The 20,678-nt window shown below is 71.8% G+C and carries 18 protein-coding genes and 1 tRNA gene; 8 read left to right on the top strand and 11 right to left on the bottom strand.

Annotated elements, in window-relative coordinates:
- Positions 1-152 precede the first annotated feature (152 nt).
- Both AB0O40_RS28620 and AB0O40_RS28615 read right to left on the bottom strand, forming a co-directional pair.
- Positions 153-1,019 (bottom strand): MurR/RpiR family transcriptional regulator, encoded by an 867-nt coding sequence (locus tag AB0O40_RS28620; protein WP_365047738.1) that lies wholly within the window; start codon positions 1,017-1,019, stop codon positions 153-155.
- Positions 1,020-1,479: 460 nt separating this feature from the next.
- The gene (locus AB0O40_RS28615) at positions 1,480-2,865 is read right to left on the bottom strand and encodes a cystathionine beta-synthase (protein ID WP_365047742.1); all 1,386 of its coding nucleotides are present in this window, start codon (positions 2,863-2,865) and stop codon (positions 1,480-1,482) included.
- A gap of 137 nt (positions 2,866-3,002) precedes the next feature.
- Between AB0O40_RS28615 and AB0O40_RS28610 the strand changes: the two genes are divergently transcribed.
- From AB0O40_RS28610 to AB0O40_RS28600, 3 genes are all read left to right on the top strand, one after another.
- Positions 3,003-4,022: an SGNH/GDSL hydrolase family protein gene (locus AB0O40_RS28610; protein ID WP_365047736.1), complete on the top strand. Its 1,020-nt coding sequence runs from the start codon at positions 3,003-3,005 to the stop codon at positions 4,020-4,022.
- A 231-nt stretch (positions 4,023-4,253) separates the two neighbouring features.
- Positions 4,254-5,474, top strand: coding sequence for an acetyl-CoA C-acetyltransferase (locus AB0O40_RS28605; protein ID WP_365047734.1), 1,221 nt, complete (start codon positions 4,254-4,256; stop codon positions 5,472-5,474).
- Positions 5,475-5,850: 376 nt separating this feature from the next.
- Positions 5,851-6,684: a hypothetical protein gene (locus AB0O40_RS28600; RefSeq protein WP_365047740.1), complete on the top strand. Its 834-nt coding sequence runs from the start codon at positions 5,851-5,853 to the stop codon at positions 6,682-6,684.
- Positions 6,685-6,735: 51 nt separating this feature from the next.
- Here AB0O40_RS28600 and AB0O40_RS28595 read toward each other — a convergent pair whose 3' ends face one another.
- Positions 6,736-7,068 (bottom strand): hypothetical protein, encoded by a 333-nt coding sequence (locus AB0O40_RS28595; protein ID WP_365047732.1) that lies wholly within the window; start codon positions 7,066-7,068, stop codon positions 6,736-6,738.
- A gap of 103 nt (positions 7,069-7,171) precedes the next feature.
- Here AB0O40_RS28595 and AB0O40_RS28590 point away from each other — a divergent pair, with 103 nt between their 5' ends.
- Positions 7,172-7,402, top strand: coding sequence for a DUF4287 domain-containing protein (locus AB0O40_RS28590; RefSeq protein ID WP_365047730.1), 231 nt, complete (start codon positions 7,172-7,174; stop codon positions 7,400-7,402).
- Positions 7,403-7,531: 129 nt separating this feature from the next.
- On the opposite strand, the gene AB0O40_RS28585 is transcribed toward AB0O40_RS28590, so the two are convergent.
- Positions 7,532-8,377, bottom strand: a complete 846-nt coding sequence (locus tag AB0O40_RS28585; RefSeq protein ID WP_365047728.1) for a Bax inhibitor-1/YccA family protein — start codon at positions 8,375-8,377, stop codon at positions 7,532-7,534.
- 299 nt (positions 8,378-8,676) lie between these two features.
- Here AB0O40_RS28585 and AB0O40_RS28580 point away from each other — a divergent pair, with 299 nt between their 5' ends.
- Positions 8,677-9,222 carry a VCBS repeat-containing protein gene (locus AB0O40_RS28580; RefSeq protein ID WP_365047726.1) on the top strand — a complete coding sequence of 182 codons (546 nt, stop codon included), beginning with the start codon at positions 8,677-8,679 and terminating at the stop codon, positions 9,220-9,222.
- Positions 9,219-9,701, top strand: coding sequence for a hypothetical protein (locus tag AB0O40_RS28575; RefSeq protein WP_365047724.1), 483 nt, complete (start codon positions 9,219-9,221; stop codon positions 9,699-9,701). The genes AB0O40_RS28580 and AB0O40_RS28575 overlap by 4 nt, the downstream gene beginning before the upstream one ends.
- A gap of 135 nt (positions 9,702-9,836) precedes the next feature.
- On the opposite strand, the gene AB0O40_RS28570 is transcribed toward AB0O40_RS28575, so the two are convergent.
- Positions 9,837-9,919: transfer RNA gene (locus tag AB0O40_RS28570), tRNA-Leu, on the bottom strand.
- 397 nt (positions 9,920-10,316) lie between these two features.
- Here AB0O40_RS28570 and AB0O40_RS28565 point away from each other — a divergent pair.
- Both AB0O40_RS28565 and AB0O40_RS28560 read left to right on the top strand, forming a co-directional pair.
- Positions 10,317-11,087, top strand: coding sequence for an ABC transporter ATP-binding protein (locus tag AB0O40_RS28565; protein WP_365047722.1), 771 nt, complete (start codon positions 10,317-10,319; stop codon positions 11,085-11,087).
- Positions 11,088-11,144: 57 nt separating this feature from the next.
- Positions 11,145-13,688, top strand: a complete 2,544-nt coding sequence (locus AB0O40_RS28560; RefSeq protein WP_365047720.1) for an FtsX-like permease family protein — start codon at positions 11,145-11,147, stop codon at positions 13,686-13,688.
- Between the two features lie 72 nt (positions 13,689-13,760).
- Here the strand turns inward: AB0O40_RS28560 and AB0O40_RS28555 are convergent, their stop codons facing one another.
- From AB0O40_RS28555 to eno, 6 genes are all read right to left on the bottom strand, one after another.
- Positions 13,761-15,053 carry a class I SAM-dependent methyltransferase gene (locus AB0O40_RS28555; protein WP_365047718.1) on the bottom strand — a complete coding sequence of 431 codons (1,293 nt, stop codon included), beginning with the start codon at positions 15,051-15,053 and terminating at the stop codon, positions 13,761-13,763.
- Between the two features lie 145 nt (positions 15,054-15,198).
- Positions 15,199-16,581 (bottom strand): NAD(P)/FAD-dependent oxidoreductase, encoded by a 1,383-nt coding sequence (locus AB0O40_RS28550; RefSeq protein ID WP_365047716.1) that lies wholly within the window; start codon positions 16,579-16,581, stop codon positions 15,199-15,201.
- 444 nt (positions 16,582-17,025) lie between these two features.
- Positions 17,026-17,973 (bottom strand): Ppx/GppA phosphatase family protein, encoded by a 948-nt coding sequence (locus AB0O40_RS28545; protein ID WP_365047715.1) that lies wholly within the window; start codon positions 17,971-17,973, stop codon positions 17,026-17,028.
- The gene (locus AB0O40_RS28540) at positions 17,970-18,515 is read right to left on the bottom strand and encodes a DUF501 domain-containing protein (protein WP_365047713.1); all 546 of its coding nucleotides are present in this window, start codon (positions 18,513-18,515) and stop codon (positions 17,970-17,972) included. The genes AB0O40_RS28545 and AB0O40_RS28540 overlap by 4 nt, the downstream gene beginning before the upstream one ends.
- Before the next feature lie 57 nt (positions 18,516-18,572).
- The gene (locus tag AB0O40_RS28535; RefSeq protein WP_365047712.1) at positions 18,573-19,049 is read right to left on the bottom strand and encodes a septum formation initiator family protein; all 477 of its coding nucleotides are present in this window, start codon (positions 19,047-19,049) and stop codon (positions 18,573-18,575) included.
- Positions 19,050-19,130: 81 nt separating this feature from the next.
- On the bottom strand, positions 19,131-20,417 hold the full coding sequence (gene eno / locus AB0O40_RS28530) for a phosphopyruvate hydratase (RefSeq protein ID WP_365047710.1): 1,287 nt from the start codon (positions 20,415-20,417) through the stop codon (positions 19,131-19,133).
- Between the last annotated feature and the right edge of the window lie 261 nt (positions 20,418-20,678).

Genomic DNA, 20,678 nt, shown 5'->3' with positions numbered 1-20,678 from the left:
CGGCTGGTATGCCGGGCGCAGCCCGGGCTCGCACCGCCGCTCCGCGACGGTCGCCTCAAACGCCGGCGGGGCTGGTAGGGGTACAGCGGGGCTCCGCCCCGTAGCCCGGCACCGCCGCTCCACGACCGGCCGCCGCGCCGAAGCGGCATGGCCTACTCCACGAAGAGGCCCCGCGCCGCCGCGCTCGTGTCGAACTGCTCCAGGCGGGACTGGGCGTCGGGGAGGGCGTCGGCCATGGCTTCGAGGAGGACACGGCCCAGCAGCATCGGGGCGCAGGCGGTGTCGAAGGCCAGTCCGGTGCCGACCGCGGCCGGGATCAGCAGGTCGGAGTGGCGGGCCACCGGCGCGAAGGCCGAGTCGGCGACCGTGACGACGGTCAGCCCGGCCGCCCGGGCGTACTCCAGGGCCTCGATGACCTCCCGAGGATGCCGCGGGAGCGCGAAGCAGAGCAGGGCCGAGGCCCCGGCCCGGACCGCCGCGTCGATCCGGTCGGCCAGCATCGTGCCGCCCTCGTCGAGCAGCCGTACGTCCGGGTGCACCTTGGCGGCGAAGTACGCGAAGCCGCGGGCCTGCGAGGAGGCGGCCCGCAGCCCCAGCACCGGCAGCGGCCGGGAGGCGGCCAGCAGCCGGCCGGCCCGCTCGGCGGGCCCGGGGTCGGCGAGCATCGCGGACAGGTGCCGCAGGTTCTCGATCTCCGCCTCGACGGCCTGCTGGTAGGAGTTGTACGAGGTCTCGGCCGCGGCGGGCCGCCCGCCGGCCGGGGCCACCTCGCGCAGGTGGCGCCGCAGCGCCGGGTAGCCGTCGAAGCCCAGGGCCACCGCGAAGCGGGTCACCGAGGGCTGGCTCACCCCGGCCAGCTCCGCGAGCTCCACGCTCGACAGGAAGGGCACGTCGTCGGCCCCGCGCACCATGCAGTGCGCGATCCGCCGCTGGGTCGGCGTCAGCCGGTGCCCCTCGAAAAGCTTCTGCAGCCGCGCGGCCGGGCCCTCGCCCGGGCCGCCGGTGATCTCGCCGGTCATCCCGCCCCTCCCGTCCATCCGCCCCCGCCCGATCCATTCAGTCACCCTGCACTCTGCATTCATCTATGCAGGACGGCAAGCCGCAGCGGTACGGGAAGGGCGTGGGAGAGGGGGTGAGGCGGGGCCGCCGCACCCCCGGCAGGGAACCGGGGGGCGGGACGACGGCGGACCCCGCCCGAGGACGCGGGCCGGGTCAGGGCCGGGTTCCCGCGTCCGGGGCGCCCCGTGCGGTCCGGGAGCCGCTCCGGAGGCCGTGGCGCCGATCGGTGGGCCGGCGGGCCCCTCGGAGACCCGCCGGCGACCACCAATGTGCCCGAGCCGTGTTAAGCCGGTGCTGCGCTCACGTGACGCGCCCGTACCGATTGCGCGAAGCGAACGCCCGCCGTTCGTACGTCACTTCGAACGGCGTTTCGGACACCGTGCCGGGCACGACTCCGAACGGCGGGCGGTCCGGGGTCGGTTACTTCGCGCCCTTGGCCAGGAAGGCCAGCAGGTCCTGGCGGCTGACCACACCGGTCGGCTTGCCCTCGACCAGCACGATCGCCGCGTCGGCCTGGCCGAGCGCGGTCATCAGGTCCGCCACCGGCTCGCCGGAGCCGACCTGCGGCAGCGGCGGGCTCATGTGCTTCTCCAGCGGGTCGGAGAGCGAGGCGCGCTGCGCGAAGAGCGCCAGCAGCAGCTCCTTCTCCACCACGGAGCCGATGACCTCGGCGGCCATCACGTCCGGGTGGCCGGCCCCCGGCTTGACCACGGGCATCTGCGACACGCCGTACTCGCGCAGCACCTCGATGGCCTCGCCCACGGTCTCCTCCGGGTGCATGTGCACCAGCGAGGGCATGGCACCGGCCTTGTCGGCGAGCACCGCGCCGATGCGGGCGGCCGGGCCGGCCTCCTCGAGGAAGCCGTGCCCGGCCATCCACTCGTCCGAGAAGATCTTGCTGAGGTAGCCGCGGCCGCTGTCCGGCAGCAGGACGACGACCACGTCGTCCGGACCCAGGCCCTCGGCGGCGCGCAGCGCGGCCACCACGGCCATCCCGCAGGAGCCGCCGACCAGCAGGCCCTCCTCCTTGGCCAGGCGGCGGGTCATCTGGAAGGAGTCCTTGTCGGACACCGCGATGATCTCGTCGGTCACCGTGGCGTCGTAGGCGGTGGGCCAGAAGTCCTCGCCGACGCCCTCGACCAGGTACGGCCGGCCGGAGCCGCCGGAGTAGACGGAGCCCTCCGGGTCCGCGCCGATGACCTTGACCGCGCCGCCGGAGGCCTCCTTGAGGTAGCGGCCGGTACCGCTGATGGTGCCGCCGGTGCCGACGCCCGCGACGAAGTGGGTGATCTTCCCCTCCGTCTGCTCCCACAGCTCGGGACCGGTGGTCTCGTAGTGCGAACGGGGGTTGTTCGGGTTGCTGTACTGGTCCGGCTTCCAGGCGCCCGGGGTTTCCCGGACCAGGCGGTCGGACACGTTGTAGTACGAGTCCGGGTGCTCCGGGTCGACCGCGGTGGGGCAGACCACGACCTCGGCGCCGTAGGCGCGCAGCACGTTGATCTTGTCGAGCGACACCTTGTCGGGGCAGACGAAGATGCACTTGTAGCCCTTTTGTTGGGCCACGATGGCGAGTCCGACACCCGTGTTGCCGCTCGTGGGCTCCACGATGGTGCCGCCGGGCTGCAACGCCCCGCTCTGTTCGGCCGCCTCGATCATGCGGACGGCGATGCGGTCCTTCACGGACCCGCCCGGGTTGAAGTACTCGACCTTGGCCAGAACCGTCGCCTGAATGCCTTCGGTCACGTGGTTGAGCTTCACCAGCGGGGTGTTGCCGACGAGGCTGATCATCGAGTCGTGGAATTGCACCATGTTCTCCAGGGAGGGGACTCCACGGGTTCTCCGGGAGGTCCGGCCAGAGTATGCGGAAAGCGATTGGTCGACCGGCAGTACGGGGCAGGTAGAGGCGTGTACGGCCGGGTCCGGACGAGGAGGTGGCTGGAACGGTGTCGAGGGCGAGGACGGCGCGCCGGATCGCGGCGGGCGCGGCATACGGCGGTGGCGGGATCGGTCTGCTCGGCGCCGCCGCGGTGGGACTGGTGCTGGCCGAGGTCCAGCTGGCGAAGCAGCAGATCGGCACGGGCCAGCCGGATCCGCCGCGGGCGGACGGCCGGTACGGCACGGAGTACGGCGGCCCGGACGCCCGGCCGCTGAAGCTGGCGATGCTGGGCGACTCGACCGCGGTCGGGCTGGGCGTGCGGCGGGCCAGGCAGACGCCCGGCGCGCTGCTGGCCTCGGGGCTGGCGGCGGTCGCGGAGCGGCCGGTGGACCTGCGCAACGTCGCGATGTCCGGGGCGATGTCGGACGACCTGGACCGGCAGGTGCGGCTGCTGCTGGAGGACCCCTCGCAGTACGTCCCGGACGTCTGCGTGATCATGATCGGGGCCAACGACGTCACCCGGCGGATGCCGCCGACCCAGTCGGTCCGGCTGCTGACCGCGGCGGTCCGGCGGCTCCGGACGGCCGGCGCGGAGGTCGTGGTCGGCACCTGCCCGGACCTCGGCACCATCGAGCCGGTCTACCAGCCGCTGCGCTGGGTGGCCAAGCGGGTCTCCCGGCAGCTGGCGGCGGCCCAGACCATCGGGGTGATCGAGCAGGGCGGCCGGACGGTCTCCATGGGCGACCTGCTGGGCCCGGAGTTCGCGGCCAACCCGCGCGAGATGTTCGGCCCGGACTCCTACCACCCCTCCGCCGAGGGGTACGCGACGGCGGCGATGGCCGTGCTGCCGACGCTGTGCGCGGCGCTGGGGCTGTGGCCGGGCTCGGACCGGCTGGACACCACGCGCAACGAGGACATGCTGCCGGTGGCCCAGGCGGCCTCGGCCGCGGCCTCGGTGGGCGGCACGGAGGTCACCGGCGCCCGGGCCCCCTGGGCCCTCCTCAAGCACCGCCGCCGCCGCCGGGTCCCGGCCCTCGACCCGGCCACGGTCGAGGAACCGGCCCCCTCGGACGCCTCCGAGGTGTGACCCGGCCGGCCCCGGATCCCCCGCACCACCGCTGCGCGACGGTCGCCTCAATCGCCGGCGGGGCTGGATTTTCCAGCCCCGCCAGCGATTGAGGCGCGGGGTCCGGGGCGGAGCCCCGGAATTGCACCCCGATGCGGCCCTCGTCACACGGCATGCCCGGTGACCTGGACCGTACGGACCGGTAACTTCACATGCGGTCCGCCCGTTTCCGCCACACCGCCTGGAGCCGTGATGCCCGAAGCCGTCATCGTTTCCGCTGCCCGCTCGCCGATCGGCCGCGCCTTCAAGGGTTCGCTGAAGGACCTCCGTCCGGACGACCTGACGGCGACGATCATCCAGGCCGCGCTCGCCAAGGTCCCCGAGCTGGACCCGCGCGAGATCGACGACCTGATGCTCGGCTGCGGTCTGCCCGGCGGCGAGCAGGGCCACAACCTCGGCCGCATCGTGGCGGTCCAGATGGGCATGGACCACCTGCCGGGCTGCACCATCACCCGCTACTGCTCCTCCTCGCTCCAGACCTCCCGGATGGCGCTGCACGCCATCAAGGCCGGCGAGGGCGACGTCTTCATCTCCGCGGGCGTCGAGATGGTCTCCCGCTCGGTCAAGGGCTCCAGCGACGGCCTGCCCGACACCCACAACCCGCTCTTCGGCGAGGCCGAGGCCCGGACCGCCGCGGTCGCGCAGAGCGAGGGCAGCGACTGGCACGACCCGCGCGCGGACGGCCTGGTCCCCGACGCGTACATCGCGATGGGCCAGACCGCCGAGAACCTGGCCCGTCTCAAGGGCGTCACCCGCCAGGACATGGACGAGTTCGGCGTCCGCTCGCAGAACCTCGCCGAGGAAGCCATCAAGAAGGGCTTCTGGGAGCGCGAGATCACCCCGGTCACCACCCCGGACGGCACGGTCGTCTCGGCCGACGACGGCCCGCGCGCGGGCGTCACCCTCGAGGGCGTCCAGGGCCTGAAGCCGGTCTTCCGCCCCGACGGCCTGGTCACCGCCGGCAACTGCTGCCCGCTCAACGACGGCGCCGCGGCGCTGGTGATCATGAGCGACACCAAGGCCCGCGAGCTGGGGCTGACCCCGCTGGCCCGGATCGTCTCCACCGGCGTCTCCGGCCTGTCGCCCGAGATCATGGGCCTGGGGCCGGTCGAGGCCTCGAAGCAGGCCCTGCGCCGGGCCGGCCTGACCATCGACGACATCGACCTGGTCGAGATCAACGAGGCCTTCGCCGCGCAGGTGATCCCCTCGTACCGCGACCTGGGCATCGACATCGACAAGCTGAACGTCAACGGCGGTGCGATCGCCGTCGGCCACCCCTTCGGCATGACCGGCGCCCGCCTCACCGGCACGCTGATCAACAGCCTCCAGTTCCACGACAAGCAGTTCGGCCTGGAGACCATGTGCGTCGGCGGCGGCCAGGGCATGGCCATGGTCATCGAGCGGCTGAGCTGAGCCGTAGCGGAGGGTAGGGGTCGCCCGACGAAGGAGGGCGGCACCTGCCCGCAGCGGTGGCGAAGCTCAGCGCGACCAAGGAATCGAGCGGCTGAGCTGAGCGGCTGACCTGGATCGTTCCCATCGGCCGAGGTCCCGGCCGGGGCCGGTTCCCAACCCCGTCGCGGCCGACCTGTGACCGAATTTCCCCCAGGATGTGACCTACGTCCTGGGGGATCGGCATATGTGCAGGTCAGGGGCTGTAAAGGCCCTAGGACTGTGACGAAGGACCTGTCCAATTCGTGACGTAATGCACTGCAAGCCATTCCCAGGTCGGGACAAGCTGATGTAGGAAGTCGGGGGATCGGAACACATCAGGAGTTAGTCAGTGAGCGCCATGTCTCTTGCCCTGCTGCTGACCACGGCCGCTGCCACGGCCGTGGGCGCCGCTGCGCTGCACGCCGTCCACGGACTGCGCAAGCAGGTCGTCGCCCTGCGCGGCGAACTCGCAGCCTCGGTGCACCCCCGCGGGACCACCGTCCCGCACGCCCGCCACGCCGTGGACACCCCCGCCGCGGAGATACGAGCCGCGGTGGCCGAGGCCCTGGCCGAGGAGCGGGAGCGGGAGCTGGCCGAGGCCCGCGCCTTCTGGGCGGCGCAGGAGGCCCGGGACGCGGCCGACGCGGCCCCCCGGTTCGCCGGCGAGGCCCCGAGCTCGCTGCTGGGCGGTCTGCCCGGGCTGGGCGAGGAGAACCCGGTCTACCTGCCCCGGCAGGCGGACCTGGTGGGTCTGGAGCCGCTGCTGGACGAGCCGGCCGACCCGGAGTACCCCGAGGACTCCCCCGAGCTGGCCGCGGCCCGCCGGCGGCACCCCTCGCACCCGGACTTCGTACCGGTGCAGGCCTCGCCGAACGCCGACCACGAGCGCACGGTCAACCGCCTCGAGGAGCTGGCCGAGGCCAGGACCGCGCTGGCGGACGTCCGCCCCGGCCCGCTGGGCACCCTCGACGTGTACGTCTTCACCGACGGCACGACCCTGTGCATGACCCCGGGCCACCGGGAGACGGCGGAGCGGCTGGCCGAGGCGCTGCGCTCGGGCACGGCCCCGGTGCTGCTGGGCGGCTCGGGCATCTCCGGTGCGTACGCGCTGACCTTCTCCTGCGGCGGGGACGCCGAGGACCCGGAGAACAACGTCTACATCCTGGCGGACCGGGTCATCGCCTCCCTCTGACGCGGGTACGGGGCCTCCGGGCCCCGGCCGCCCGGCGCCCGCCGGGCCGGGTCAGCCCAGCGCCCGCCGCTCCGCCTCGCCGACCAGTCGCACGGCCTCGTCCAGTTCCACGGACGGGGCCGTTCCCGCGTCCCGGGGGGCGGTCCGGACGGCCTCGGCGAGGTCCCGGCCGGCCACCGCGACCTGGTCGCCCACCACGAAGATGCCGGCCTCCGGCAGCTCCCGCGGCGGGCCCCCTTCGAGGTGCCGGGCACGGTCGGCGAGCTCGCGGGCGAGGGCCAGTCCCTCGGCGGCGGCACCCCGCTGGAGCCGGCTCTGCGGGGCGGCCCGCAGCCGGTCGGCGAATCGTTCCACGGCGGCGGTCAGCGGTGAGGTATCGAGCACGCCGCGACCCTACGCGCCCGCCCGGCAGTGTTGCCAACGGGCGAATGCTCGGGCACGGTGGCGTGAAGAGAACCAGGTACGTCCCATGCGTCCGGAGGCGCCCATGTCCCAAGAGTTCTCCGAGGAAACCCACCGGAACATGCTCTCCCGCATTCCCGAAACCACCGGTCGTGACCTCTCCGACTGGCTCCGCACCGTTGACGACGGCCCTTCCCTCACCAACTTCGAGGAGAAGATGAACTGGCTGCGCGGGGCGCACGAGCTCTCGTACGGGCAGGCCAAGGCCATCATCCACGAGTACGACCTGCGCCGGGCCGCCAGAAAGCTCGGCTAGCCGAAAGGACCTCCCCCCTCCCACCCACGGCGAAAGCCCCCGCGAGCGGAGCTCGCGGGGGCTTTGCGTGCGGGTCGGTACCGCCGGTGCGGGCCGGTACCGCCGGGGCCGGGGGGCCGGCCGGTCCGGCTAGTCGTCGCCGGAGAGGATCTGGAAGAGCCGCAGCAGTTCCAGGTAGATCCACACCAGGGTCATGGTGAGGCCGAAGGCGGCCAGCCAGGCCTCCTGGCGCGGGGCGCCGTAGGTCACGCCGTCCTCGACCTGCTTGAAGTCCATGGCGAGGAAGGCGGCGCCGAGGACGACGCCGATGATGCCGAAGACGATGCCGAGGCCGCCGGAGCGGAAGCCGAGGCCGTCGCCGCCGCCGAAGATCGCGAACAGGGAGTTCGCGACCATCAGGAGCACGAAGCCGAGCGCGGCGGCCATCACGAAGCCGTAGAAGCGGCGGTTGACGCGGATCCAGCGCATCTTGTACGCGAAGAGCACGGCGCCGAAGACGCACATGGTGCCGAGCACGGCCTGGATGACCACGCCGGCGCCGATGTACGTGCTGGTCGCGGCGCTGATGACGCCGAGGAACACGCCCTCGAAGGCGGCGTAGGCCAGGATCAGCGCGGGGACCGGCTTGCGCTTGAAGGACTGCACCATCGCGAGGACGAAGGCGATCAGCGCGGACACCACGGCGATGCCGTACGACTTGTTCAGGTTCGCCGCGTCGACCGGGAGCAGCGTCCAGGCCAGCACGGCGGTCAGGATGACCGTGCCGAGGGTCATCGCGGTACGGCTGACGACGTCGTCGATCGTCATCGCGCCGGTCCGCGCGGGGGCGGTGCCGGTCTGCGGGTCGACGGCGTACGGGTTGGTCGCGTACGGGTTGGTCGCGGTCCCGGCCTGCACCTGCTGCGCGTCGAATCCCGCGTAGCCGTTGTCGCGGCTGAAGCCCCGTCGCGAGAAGACCGGGTTGCTGCTCCTCATCCTCACTCCTCCATGGCCACCGAGCGCGGCCTTGCGTCAAGAGTAATGCGTTAGCAAAAAAATCACCCTACTGCTCAAGGAGGATCTTTCCCGCCACCTCCCACCCACCCTTTCCGGACACTCCGGTGGCCGGCGCGGGCCCCGCCGGCCGCCGGAGCAGTCGCGCCGGTGTCCGGTTACATGCCCTCTGAGCTGCCGGAACACGGCCCGCCCGGGACCGGAAAGGCACTGCTGAACGCTGCGGTCCGTCCCTAGCCTTCAGGCGCCCCGTCCACCTCGTATCCCGAAGGTCGATCTCCATGCGCCTGCTCCGGACGAGCAAGCCCGACTTCGTCTACCCCCCGAACCGCACCCCGGCCGACGGGCCCGCCTACGGCGACCCCTTGGGCGACCTGACCGGGGACGGCTACGCCGACATGCTGGCCACCACGTCGGGCGGCACGCTGCGCCTCTACCCGGGCCGGGGTGACGGCCGGTTCGGCACGAGCCGCACCGTCGGTCGCTCCGGCTGGAAGGGCGCACTGATCGCCCACGGCGGGGACTTCGGCCCGGGCTTCGGGAGCGCCGACGGGTACGAGGACTTCCTGGTCCGCTTCGCCGGCGGCAAGAAGCTCTTCCTGATCCCGAACGACGGGACCGGCGGCCCGCTCCAGTGGGGCCGCCAGGAACTCGTCCGCCGCGATGCGCACGGGCGGCCCCTCCAGGACTGGTCCCGGGTCCGGCAGCTCCTCACCCCGGGCGATCTGGACCTGGACAAGGCCCTCGGCCGCAGGAACGGCAACGACCTGCTGGTCCGGGAGTGCACCGACGCCTCGTGCTCGGCGCGCGCGGGTGGGCGGGGGTGACCGTGCTCGGGGTCGGTGATCAGAACGGGGACGGGGTCAAGGACCTGGTCGTGCGGGAGGACCGGAGCGGCCGCCTCGGGCTGCGGGCCGGGCGGGTCTCGCACGGCCGGTACTCGCTGGGTGCCCGGACCTCGTACGGCACCGAGACGTGGACCGCGGCCCGGCGGCCGCTGCTGGCCTCGGCCGGCAACGTCCAGGGGCGCGTGGTGCGTGCCTCGTACAGGAACCCCCGTACGGGCGCCACGGTCGCCTACCGGCAGTTCCGCCCGACCGCCGGCGCGGGTCTCGGGGACGTCTGGGCCACCACCGCCGCGGATCCGGCCGCGAAGGTGACCTACCGGGACGCCCACGGCAAGCCCGCGTCGCGGGCCTGCCCCACCGGGTGCCTGCTGTTCCACCCGGGTGGCGCGAAGGGGCCCGGTCTTCCGCTGCTGGCCGGGAGCTCGGGCTGGGCCACGACCGTCAATGGGATTTTCTGAACCTCTGCGCGAAAAACCGGTCAACCGACTTTTTTCGTGAAGCACGATAAAACTGATCGGTAACAAAGCGGAACGCCCCTCCCGGGCAAGGTCGGGAGGGGCGTTGAATTCCGGTAGAGCATCTATAGAAAGCGGTGCCCGGAGCCGGACTTGAACCGGCACGGCCGCGTAGGCCAGCGAGGTTTAAGCTCGCCGTGTCTGCATTCCACCATCCGGGCCAGGCAGGCGGCTCCCTGGAAAGCCCTTGAACACAGGGTCGAGCCTAACCGGAAGGATCCTGGTCCCAGTTGGCGATCTTCTCGATGTTGTCCGATTTTATTGATGCTTGAGTGGACGTCAGGCGCAAGAACACCGGGTCTGGACCATCTGTGCAGTCCGACTTCGCACATACGGATTGACGGGATTTCGACGGCATCCGCGCCACCCGCGGCCACCCCCCTCGCCGGTACCGCCCCGGCCGCCGTCCGTCATACCAAAGGAGGAGGCGGTACCGCTTCCGGTCAGACTCCAGTGGGGCTCCGATTGGGTACGGCGGCTGATCCCACGGACGCCGCGGCAGGACACGATGGAAAGGTCCCGCAGCACCGCGTCCCCCGCCCCGACAGGAGCACATCCGTGACCACCATGAACCTCTCCGCCCGCAGCACCGCCGTGGCCGCCCGCGCCACGGAGCTGTCCAAGGTGTACGGCCACGGCGAGACCCAGGTGGTCGCCCTGGACCGGGTGTCCGTGGACTTCGGCCAGGGCCAGTTCACCGCGATCATGGGCCCGTCGGGCTCCGGCAAGTCGACGCTGATGCACTGCGTCGCCGGCCTGGACACCTTCTCCTCCGGCTCGGTGACCATCGGCGGCACCGAGCTCGGCTCCCTGAAGGACAAGCAGCTCACCCAGCTGCGCCGGGACAAGATCGGCTTCATCTTCCAGGCGTTCAACCTGCTGCCGACGCTGACCGCCCTGGAGAACATCACGCTCCCCATGGACATCGCCGGCCGCAAGGCCGACAAGCAGTGGCTGGAGCAGGTCATCCAGATGGTCGGCCTCTCCGGCCGTCTGAGCCACCGCCCCACCCAGCTCTCCGGCGGCCAGCAGCAGCGCGTGGCCGTGGCCCGCGCCCTGGCCTCCCGCCCCGAGATCATCTTCGGTGACGAGCCCACCGGAAACCTCGACTCCCGCTCCGGCGCCGAAGTCCTCGGCTTCCTGCGCAACTCCGTGCGCGAGCTGGGCCAGACCGTCGTGATGGTCACCCACGACCCGGTCGCCGCCTCCTACGCGGACCGCGTCATCTTCCTCGCCGACGGCCGCATCGTCGACGAGATGTACCGGCCCACCGCCGACGGGGTCCTGGACCGCATGAAGGACTTCGACACCAAGGGCCGCACCAGCTGAGGCCCCGGACCGCCCCCGCCCGCCTCAGCCCCCACAGACTCCTGGACTGAACCCACCATGTTCCGTACCGCCCTGCGCAACATCCTCGCGCACAAGGCCAGGCTCCTGATGACGGTCCTCGCCGTCATGCTCGGCGTCGCCTTCGTCTCCGGCACCCTCGTCTTCACCGACACCCTCGGCAAGGCCCTCAGCGGCCAGTCCGCCAAGAGCTACGACGGCGTGGCCGTCTCCGTCACCTCGTACGGCAGCGTCCGCGACGAGAACGGCAAGAAGTCCGAGCCCGGCATCAGCCAGAAGACCGTCGACAAGGTCGCGGCCCTCCAGGGCGTCGACGCGGTCTCCGGCCGGGTCAGCGGCTTCGCCGGCGTCGCCGACGCCAAGGGCAAGCTGATCGGCAACGGCTGGGCCAACCAGGGCTCCAACTACGCCCCGGTCAAGGCCGGCAAGGACCCCCGCTACGACTTCACCGAGGGCACCGGCCCGACCGCGGCCGGCCAGATCGCCCTCGACAAGGACACCGCCGCCAAGGGCGACTACAAGGTCGGCGACAAGGTCCGGGTGGCCACCAACGGCCCGGTGAAGGAGTACACCCTCTCCGGCGTGTTCACCACCGAGGACGGCCAGGTCAACGCCGGCGGCAGCCTGGTGCTGTTCGACACGCAGGTCGCGCAGAAGCTCTACCTGAAGCCCGGCTACTACTCCGAGCTCTCGGTCTCCGCCAAGCCCGGCGCCGACGCCGACACCCTGCTGTCCGAGGTCAAGCCGCTGGTCGGCGAGCACGCCACCGCCGAGACCGGCGCGGCGCTGGCCGACCGCAACGCCAAGGACATCGAGGAGGGCATGAGCGGCATGAACCAGGTGCTGCTCGCCTTCGCCTTCATCGCGCTCTTCGTCGGCGTCTTCCTGATCTACAACACCTTCACCATGCTGGTCGCCCAGCGCACCAAGGAGCTGGCGCTGCTGCGCGCCGTCGGCGCCTCCCGCCGCCAGGTCAAGCGCTCGGTGCTCACCGAGGCCTTCCTCGTCGGCGTGATCTCCTCCGCCATCGGCCTGGTCGCCGGCATCGGCCTCGCGGTCGGCCTGCGCGCCGCCATGGGCAGCTTCGGCGCCAAGATCCCGGCCGGTCCGCTGGTCATCGCCCCCACCACCATCGTGACGGCCGTGCTGATCGGCATCGTCGTCACCATGCTGGCCGCCTGGCTGCCGGCCCGCCGCACGGCCAAGATCGCCCCGGTCGCGGCCATGGGCAGCGCCCACCTGCCGGCCTCCGCGAAGTCCCTGGTGCTGCGCAACAGCATCGGCGCCGTGCTGACGCTGCTCGGCCTGGCGGCCGTGGCGGCCGGCGCCGCGCAGGGCTCCGACGGCCGGATGACCATCGGCGCGGGCGCGTTCTTCGCCCTCATCGGCGTGATCATCCTGATCCCGATGCTGTCCCGGCCCTTCATCGCCGCGATCCGGCCGCTGCTCCAGCGGGTGTTCGGGGTGGCCGGCAAGCTCGCCGCGCAGAACGCCGTCCGCAACCCGCGCCGCACCGGCGTCACCGCCGCCTCGCTGGCCATCGGCCTGACCCTGGTCACCGGTCTGACCGTACTCGGCGTCACCGTCGGCACCGCCGTCGACAAGATGACCACCGACGTCGTCAAGGCCGACTACATGGTCACCATGGCCAGCGGCGACAGCCTCGACAAGTCGGTGCTGCCGGCCCTGGAGAAGGCCCCCGGCGTCCAGGCCGTCAGCCCGCAGCAGTCCGGGTACTTCCGGATCGGCGAGACGTACCACTCCGCCTCGGGCGTCAACCCGAAGGGCCTGGACCAGCTCCTCAAGCTCGACGTGGTCAGCGGCAGCCTGTCCTCGCTCGGCGAGGGCAAGGTCGCGGTCGACGAGAAGACCGCGAAGAAGGCCGGCATCGGTGTCGGCGGGACCTTCAAGGCCCGCTTCGACGACGACAGGACGGCCACCCTCACGGTCGGCGCGGTCTACAAGGCGAACGAGTTCGTCTCGCCGTACGTGATGGACGCCGCCCTCCTGGACCGGCACTCGGGCGGCGAGAAGGCCGACATCCGCCAGGTCTTCGTGAAGACCGCCGGCGGCGAGTCCGCGGCCAACGAGCAGCACCTCATCGACGCGCTGGGCAACAACCCGGCGGTCAGCGTCCAGGACCAGACGGACATCCGCAACACCTTCGGCGGCATCATCAACCTGATGCTGAACATCATGTACGGCCTGCTCGGCATGGCCCTGCTCATCGCGATCCTCGGGGTGGTCAACACCCTGGCGATGTCGGTGTTCGAGCGGCAGCAGGAGATCGGCATGCTGCGGGCGATCGGCCTGGACCGGTCCCGGGTCAAGAACATGATCCGGCTGGAGGCCGTGGCCATCTCGCTCTTCGGCGCGGTCCTCGGCGTGGGCCTGGGCACCTTCCTGGCCTGGGCGATCGGCCAGACCATCAAGACCCAGATCCCCGGCTACGAGCTGGTGGTCCCCTTCGGCCGGATCGGCGTCTTCCTGCTGCTGGCCGCGCTGGTGGGCGTGCTGGCCGCGATGTGGCCGGCCCGCAGCGCCGCCCGGCTGAACATGCTGACGGCCATCAAGACGGAGTAGCCCCGGCCGGACACCGGGACGCAGGAGGGCCCCGCGGCGAGTGCCGCGGGGCCCTTCCGTGTCCGCGGCCGGTCAGCCGGTCCACTCCCGGGGGCGCAGCGGCAGCGGTGCACTCCCGCGGGGCCCGGGCCGGACCGCGAGGACCTGGTTGACCCCGAGCCGGCCGTGTTCGAAGCCGAGGGCGGAGGCGGCCATGTAGAGCCGCCAGACCCGGGCCCGGCCGGGCGAGGTGAGCCGGACCGCCTCCGGCCAGTGCGCTTCCAGGTTCCGTACCCAGGCGCGCAGGGTCAGGGCGTAGTGCTCGCGCAGCGACTGCACGTCCCGGACCTCGAAGCCGGCCGCCTCCAGCCGGCCGACGGTGCTGCCCAGGGGCGAGAGCTCCCCGTCGGGGAAGACGTACGCGTCGATGAACTCGTCGATCCGGTACGCCGCTTCGTCGGGCTCGGGGGGCCGGGCGATCTGGTGGTTGAGCAGCAGCCCCTCGGGGCGCAGCAGGCCGAAGAGGGTGCGGGCGTACTCGCCGTAGCGGGCGGCGCCGACGTGTTCGGCCATGCCGATGGAGGAAACGGCGTCGTAGGGGCCGTCCCTGACGTCCCGGTAGTCCTGGACGCGGATCTCGACCCGGTCGGCCAGGCCCTCCTCGGCGACGCGCTTGAGGGCGTGCACGGCCTGCTCCCGGGAGAGGGTGATGCCGGTGACCCGGGCGCCGTACTCGCGGGCGGCGTGCACCGCCATGGCGCCCCAGCCGCAGCCGACGTCGAGCAGCCGGTCGCCCTCGCGCAGCCCGAGCTTGCGGCAGACCAGGTCGAGCTTGTCGTACTGGGCCTCTTCGAGGGTGCCGCCGTCGTGCCAGTAGGCGCAGGAGTACACCATGGACGGCCCCAGCACCCGGGCGTAGAAGTCGTTGCCGACGTCGTAGTGGTGGCTGATGGCCTGCCGGTCGCGGCGCTTGCTGTGCCGGGCGCCGGAGCGCCGGGAGACCTCCTCGGGCGGCGGGGCGGGGGCGGGCAGCGGGCGGGCGAGGGCCAGCAGCTCCCGGACGGCCCGGCGCACCTCCCGGTCGCGCAGCGAGGGCCGGGGCGCGGCGGGGGCGGCGGCCCGCTCCCACAGGACGCCGCCGATCGCGTCCAGGCCGGCGTACAGGTCCCCCTCGATCTCCAGCTCGCCGGCCACCCAGGCCCGGGCCAGGCCCAGTTCGCCGGGCTGCCACAGCAGCCGTCGCAGGGCCCGGCGGTGGTGGACCACCAGGACCGGGGCGTCCGGGGGGCCGGCCTCGCTGCCGTCCCAGGCGCGGATCCGGACGGGCAGCGGGGAGCCGAGGAGCACTCCCGCGAGAGCGGTCAGCCGCCGTGCGGCGTCGGTCATGGCAACACCTCCCGGGGGTGGATACCCATCAGGACCGCGTACCCCTCCGCCGGCGCCGCCATGCGCGCGAACGGACGCGTCCGGACACGCCGAAGGGGCCGCCTGCACCACGGATGGCAGGCGGCCCCTTCGGGGTGAACGGTGCTTAGGAGGCCTTGGCCTTCTCGGCCGGAGCCGAGGCGGCCGGAGCCGGGGCGGGCTTGGCCGCCTCGTAGAACTCCTCGCGCGGGGTCTCCATGGCGCCCAGGGAGACGACCTCGCGCTTCAGGAACATCGCGAGGGTCCAGTCGGCGAAGACACGGATCTTGCGGTTCCAGGTGGGCACGGCCAGACCGTGGTAGCCACGGTGCATGTACCAGGCGAGACGGCCCTTGAGCTTGATCTTCATCTTGCCCATGACGATCATCGCGACGCCCTTGTGGAGGCCGAGACCCGCCACCGCGCCCTTGTTGGAGTGGCTGTACTCCTTCTGCGGGAAGCCCCGCATGCCGGAGACCACGTTGTCGCCGAGGACCTTGGCCTGGCGCAGCGCGTGCTGGGCGTTCGGCGGGCACCAGGCGTTCTCCACGCCGGCCTTGCGGGAGGCGAGGTCGGGCACCTGGGCGTTGTCGCCGGCGGTCCAGATGTAGTCGGTGCCGGTGACCTGGAGGGTCGGCTGGGCGTCCACGTGGCCGCGGGGGCCGAGCGGGAGGCCGAAGCGGGCCAGCGCCGGGTTGGGCTTGACGCCGGCGGTCCACACGATGGTGTTGGAGTCGACCTCGAGGCCGTTCTTCAGCACGACGTGGCCGTCGACGCAGGAGTCCATGGAGGTGGACAGGTAGATCTCGATGCCGCGGCCCTCGAGGTGCTCCTTGCCCCACTTGCCGAGCTGGGGGCCGACCTCGGGGAGGATCTTGTCCGCGGCGTCGACCAGCACGAAGCGCATGTCCTCGCGCTTCACGTTGGTGTAGTACTTCGCGGCGTCGCGGGCCATGTCCTCGACCTCGCCGATGGTCTCCGCGCCGGCGAAGCCGCCGCCCACGAAGACGAACGTCAGCGCCTTGCGGCGGACGTCCTCGTCGGTCGTCGAGTCGGCCTTGTCGAGCTGCTCGAGGACGTGGTTGCGCAGGCCGATGGCCTCCTCGACGCCCTTCATGCCGATGCCCTGCTCGGCGAGGCCGGGGATCGGGAAGGTGCGGGAGACCGCGCCGAGCGCGACCACCAGGTAGTCGAAGGGCAGCTCGTACGCCTCGCCGACGAGCGGCGAGACGACGGCGACCTTGCGGTCCTGGTCGATGCTGGTGACCCGACCGGTGAGCACCTCCGCTCCGCGCACGACGCGTCGCAGCGGGACGACGACGTGGCGCGGCGAGATGCTGCCGGCGGCGGCTTCGGGGAGGAAGGGCTGGTAGGTCATGTACGACCGCGGGTCGACGACCGTGACGGTCGCTTCCGCGTAGCGCATCTTCTTGAGGATGCGCCGAGCTGCGTACAGGCCTACGTACCCACCGCCTACTACGAGGATCCTGGGACGCTCCGTGGTGCTCATGACTCGAGTATCCAGCACCCAGTAGAGGGATGCTCGTGAGCCCCTTCACAAGAGGACACAAGGCCTCTGCTACACTGCCCCGCCCACGTGACCGAAGTCATGGGACGATTCGGGAACCGCAGCTCCCCCGGAGTCGTTGTCCACCCCTGCTGAACTGGCCCTCACGGCTCGAGCGGGGCGCAACCACCCCTCTTGTTCATACCCCCGAAACGGATCCCGTCGCGAGCTCGCTTCGCACGAAACGGGTCCGTGGACCTGAGAACGGCTCCGAACGACCCTTTCCCGCGGCCATCAGGCCCTTTTTCCTTGTGAAGAACTTCACGAAGTTTCTGTGGGCAACGGGACCAAGGTCCCTGTCATGCCCCCCTCAGAGGCCTGAAACGCCCCGAGGGGGCCCCTGGAGGACCCCCTCGGACGACCCGCGGACGACCCCGCGGACGGGACTCAGACGGCCGACAGCGCGATGCCGTCGAGGATGTCGTGCTCGCTCACCACGACCTCGGTGGCACCGGTCCGCTCCATGATCGCCAGGAGCACCAGGGTGCCCGCGCCGATGACGTCCACCCGCCCCTCGTGCATCACGCCGATCGCCGCGCGCTCCGCGTGGGTGGCGGTCAGCATCCGCTCGCTGATCTCGCGGACCTGCTCGTAGGAGACCCGGGAGTGGTGGATGGCCGCGGAGTCGTACGCGGGCAGGCCGAGCGCGATGCCGGCCACCGTGGTGACCGAACCGGCCAGGCCCACCAGGGTGCGCGCCTCGGCCAGCGGCACGGCCTCGGCCGCCAGGTCGAGGGCGGCCTCGATGTCGGCGCGCATGGCGGCGACCTGCTCCGCGGTGGGCGGGTCGGTGACCGCGCCGTCGACGACCAGGTGCCGCTCGGTCATCCGGACGCAGCCCACGTCCACCGAGCGGGCGGCCCGGACATGGGAGTCGCCGAGGACGAACTCGGTGGAGCCGCCGCCGATGTCCACCACCAGGTACGGGGTGGCCAGGTCGGAGCGGCCGGCCGCGGCCAGCGAGCGGGTGGCGCCGGTGAAGGAGAACTCCGCCTCCTGGTCGCCGGAGATCACCTCGGGCTCCACGCCCAGGATGTCCAGCACGCCGGAGACGAACTCGTCCCGGTTCTCCGCGTCCCGCGAGGCCGAGGTGGCCACGAAGCGGATCTTCTCGGCGCCCAGCTCCTTGATGACGGCGGCGTACTCGCGGCAGGCCGCGAAGGTCCGGGCCAGCGCCTCGGGGGCCAGCCGGCCGGTCTGGTCCACGCCCTGGCCCAGCCGGACGATGATCATCCGGCGGTCCAGCTCGACCAGCGCGCCGGTGGCCGGGTCGACGTCGGCGACCAGTAGCCGGATGGAGTTGGTACCGCAGTCGATACCGGCGACCCGGGTCACTCGGACTCCTTCTCCGCCGCGCCGTCGGTGCAGGGGGTCACGCAGGGCCCCTTGGCCCACCACTCGGGCAGCATCGCCAGGGTCTCGTCGCCCAGCGGGTTCACCCCGGGGCCGGCCGCCAGCGAGTGGCCGACCAGGACGTGCAGGCACTTGACCCGGTCGGGCATGCCGCCGGCGCTCGGGAAGCCCTCCAGCACCTCGATGGCGTCGCGGCGGGCGATGTAGTCCTCGTGCGCGGCGCGGTAGGCGGCAGCCAGCTCCGGGTCGGTGCCGAGCCGGGCCTGCATCTCCTTCATCACGCCGTTGGCCTCGAGGGTGCCGATGGCGGAGGCGGCGCGCGGGCAGGTCAGGTAGTACGTGGTCGGGAAGGGCGTGCCGTCCGGCAGCTTCGGGGCCGTCTCGACCACGTCCGGCTGGCCGCAGGGGCAGCGGTGCGCGATGGCGCGCAGCCCGCGCGGCGGGCGGCCGAGCTGCTCCTTGAACGCGGCGACGTCGGCGTCCGTGGGCTCGGTCCGGGCGGTCTGGGGCGGGGGCGTGTCCATGCCTGGGATGCGTCTCTTCTTCGTGGTCTGTTCGCGGTCTGCCCGACGGGCGGGCCGTCAGTCGTCGTGCGGGCGGTCGGCCTTGTCGACCCCGTCCCACACGTTGGAGTACCAGGGCCGGTCGGCCGCGCCGTGTTCGGCGCGGCGCCGCTCCTCGGCCTCCGGGTCGATCACCGTGTAGCCGACCTCGCCGGGCCGGACGTAGTGCAGGTGCTGGCGCGCCTGCTGCTCGACGTAGGCCGGGTCCTGCCAGCGGGCCTTCTCGTCGCGGAGTTCCTCCAGGCGCTGGCGCGCCTGGTCGGCCTCCCGCTGCTGCTCCGCGATGTCCGAGCGCTGGGATACGTACTGGCGCATCGGATACGCGAGGGCGACGACCAGGGTACAGAGGACGAGGACCAGCAGGGCCGCGCGCCCGGTGAGCCGGCTGCGCCGCACCTGGCGCCGGGACTGCGACCGGTAGACGTGGGCGGCGGTGCGTTCACCGAACTGCCTGAGCCTGGTCGCGGTGGAGAACCGGTCCCGGTTCCCTGCCATGTGCCGCCTCCCCTGGTACGCAGTACGTCCCCGCACACGGTACGGGACCGAGTGCGGGGACGCTGGGAAGGCAGCGGGTGATTAGCCCTTGAAGCGCGGGAAGGCGCTGCGGCCCGCGTACACCGCGGCGTCGTCGAGGATCTCCTCGATGCGCAGCAGCTGGTTGTACTTGGCGACGCGGTCCGAGCGGGCCGGGGCGCCGGTCTTGATCTGGCCGCAGTTCACGGCGACGGCGAGGTCGGCGATGGTGACGTCCTCGGTCTCACCGGAGCGGTGCGACATCATGCACTTGAAGCCGTTGCGCTGGGCCATCTCGACGGCGTCCAGGGTCTCGGTCAGCGAACCGATCTGGTTCACCTTCACGAGCAGGGCGTTCGCGGAGCCCTCCTCGATGCCGCGGGCCAGGCGCTCCGGGTTGGTGACGAAGAGGTCGTCGCCGACGATCTGGACCTTGGCGCCCAGGCGGTCGGTGAGGGTCTTCCAGCCGGCCCAGTCGTCCTCGAAGAGCGGGTCCTCGATGGAGACGAGCGGGAACGCGGAGACCAGCTCCTCGTAGTACTCGGTCATCTCGGCGGCCGAGCGGGACTGGCCCTCGAACTCGTACTTGCCGTCCTTGTAGAACTCGGACGCGGCGACGTCGAGCGCGAGCGCGATGTCCTTGCCCGGGACGTAGCCGGCCTGCTTGATGGCCTCGACGATGAGGTCGAGCGCGGCGCGGTTCGACTCGAGGTTCGGCGCGAAGCCGCCCTCGTCGCCCAGGCCGGTGGAGAGGCCCTTGGTGTGCAGGACCTTCTTGAGGGTGTGGTAGACCTCGGCACCCCAGCGCAGGGCCTCGGAGAAGGACTCCGCGCCGATCGGCGCGATCATGAACTCCTGGATGTCGACGTTGGAGTCGGCGTGCGACCCGCCGTTCAGGATGTTCATCATCGGAACGGGCAGCAGGTGCGCGTTCGGGCCGCCGAGGTAGCGGAAGAGCGGGAGGTCGGAGGCCTCGGACGCGGCGTGCGCGACGGCGAGGGAGACGCCGAGGATGGCGTTGGCGCCGAGGGAGCCCTTGTTCTCGGTGGCGTCCAGGTCGATCATCGCCTGGTCGATCAGGCGCTGCTCGGTGGCGTCGTAGCCGACCAGCTCGGGGCCGAGCTGCTCGATGACGGCCAGGACGGCCTTCTCGACGCCCTTGCCCAGGTAGCGGTTGGGGTCACCGTCGCGGAGCTCTACGGCTTCGAACGCTCCGGTGGAGGCACCGGACGGAACTGCAGCACGGCCGGTGCTGCCGTCGTCGAGGCCAACCTCGACCTCGACCGTGGGGTTGCCTCGGGAGTCCAGGATTTCCCGGGCTACGACGACGTCGATGGACGGCACGAGCATCTCCTTCTGGGATGTGACGCTGGGTGTGCGGTGGCGTGGGCCGTGGGACCGACCCAGCCGGACTAGAGCCTAACCGGCTCCGGGGCATCGGCCAGCCGACCGCCCGGGTCCTGGGACGAAAAAGGGTCCGAATACCCGTCTTCCAGGACATAGGGCCCTTGATCATCGGGTCCTCGACCGGCGCCGGACAGACGTCCGCCCGGCGCGTCGGGGGGAGGACGCGCCGGGCGGGCGTGGTTACTCACGGGTCAGTCGCGCCCC

It is taken from the genome of Streptomyces sp. NPDC089919 (genome assembly GCF_040684615.1).
In the GTDB taxonomy this organism is placed as follows: Bacteria; Actinomycetota; Actinomycetes; order Streptomycetales; family Streptomycetaceae; genus Streptomyces.
Note: the sequence above shows the minus strand (reverse complement) of the source record. Positions and strands in the feature narration are given on the sequence as shown.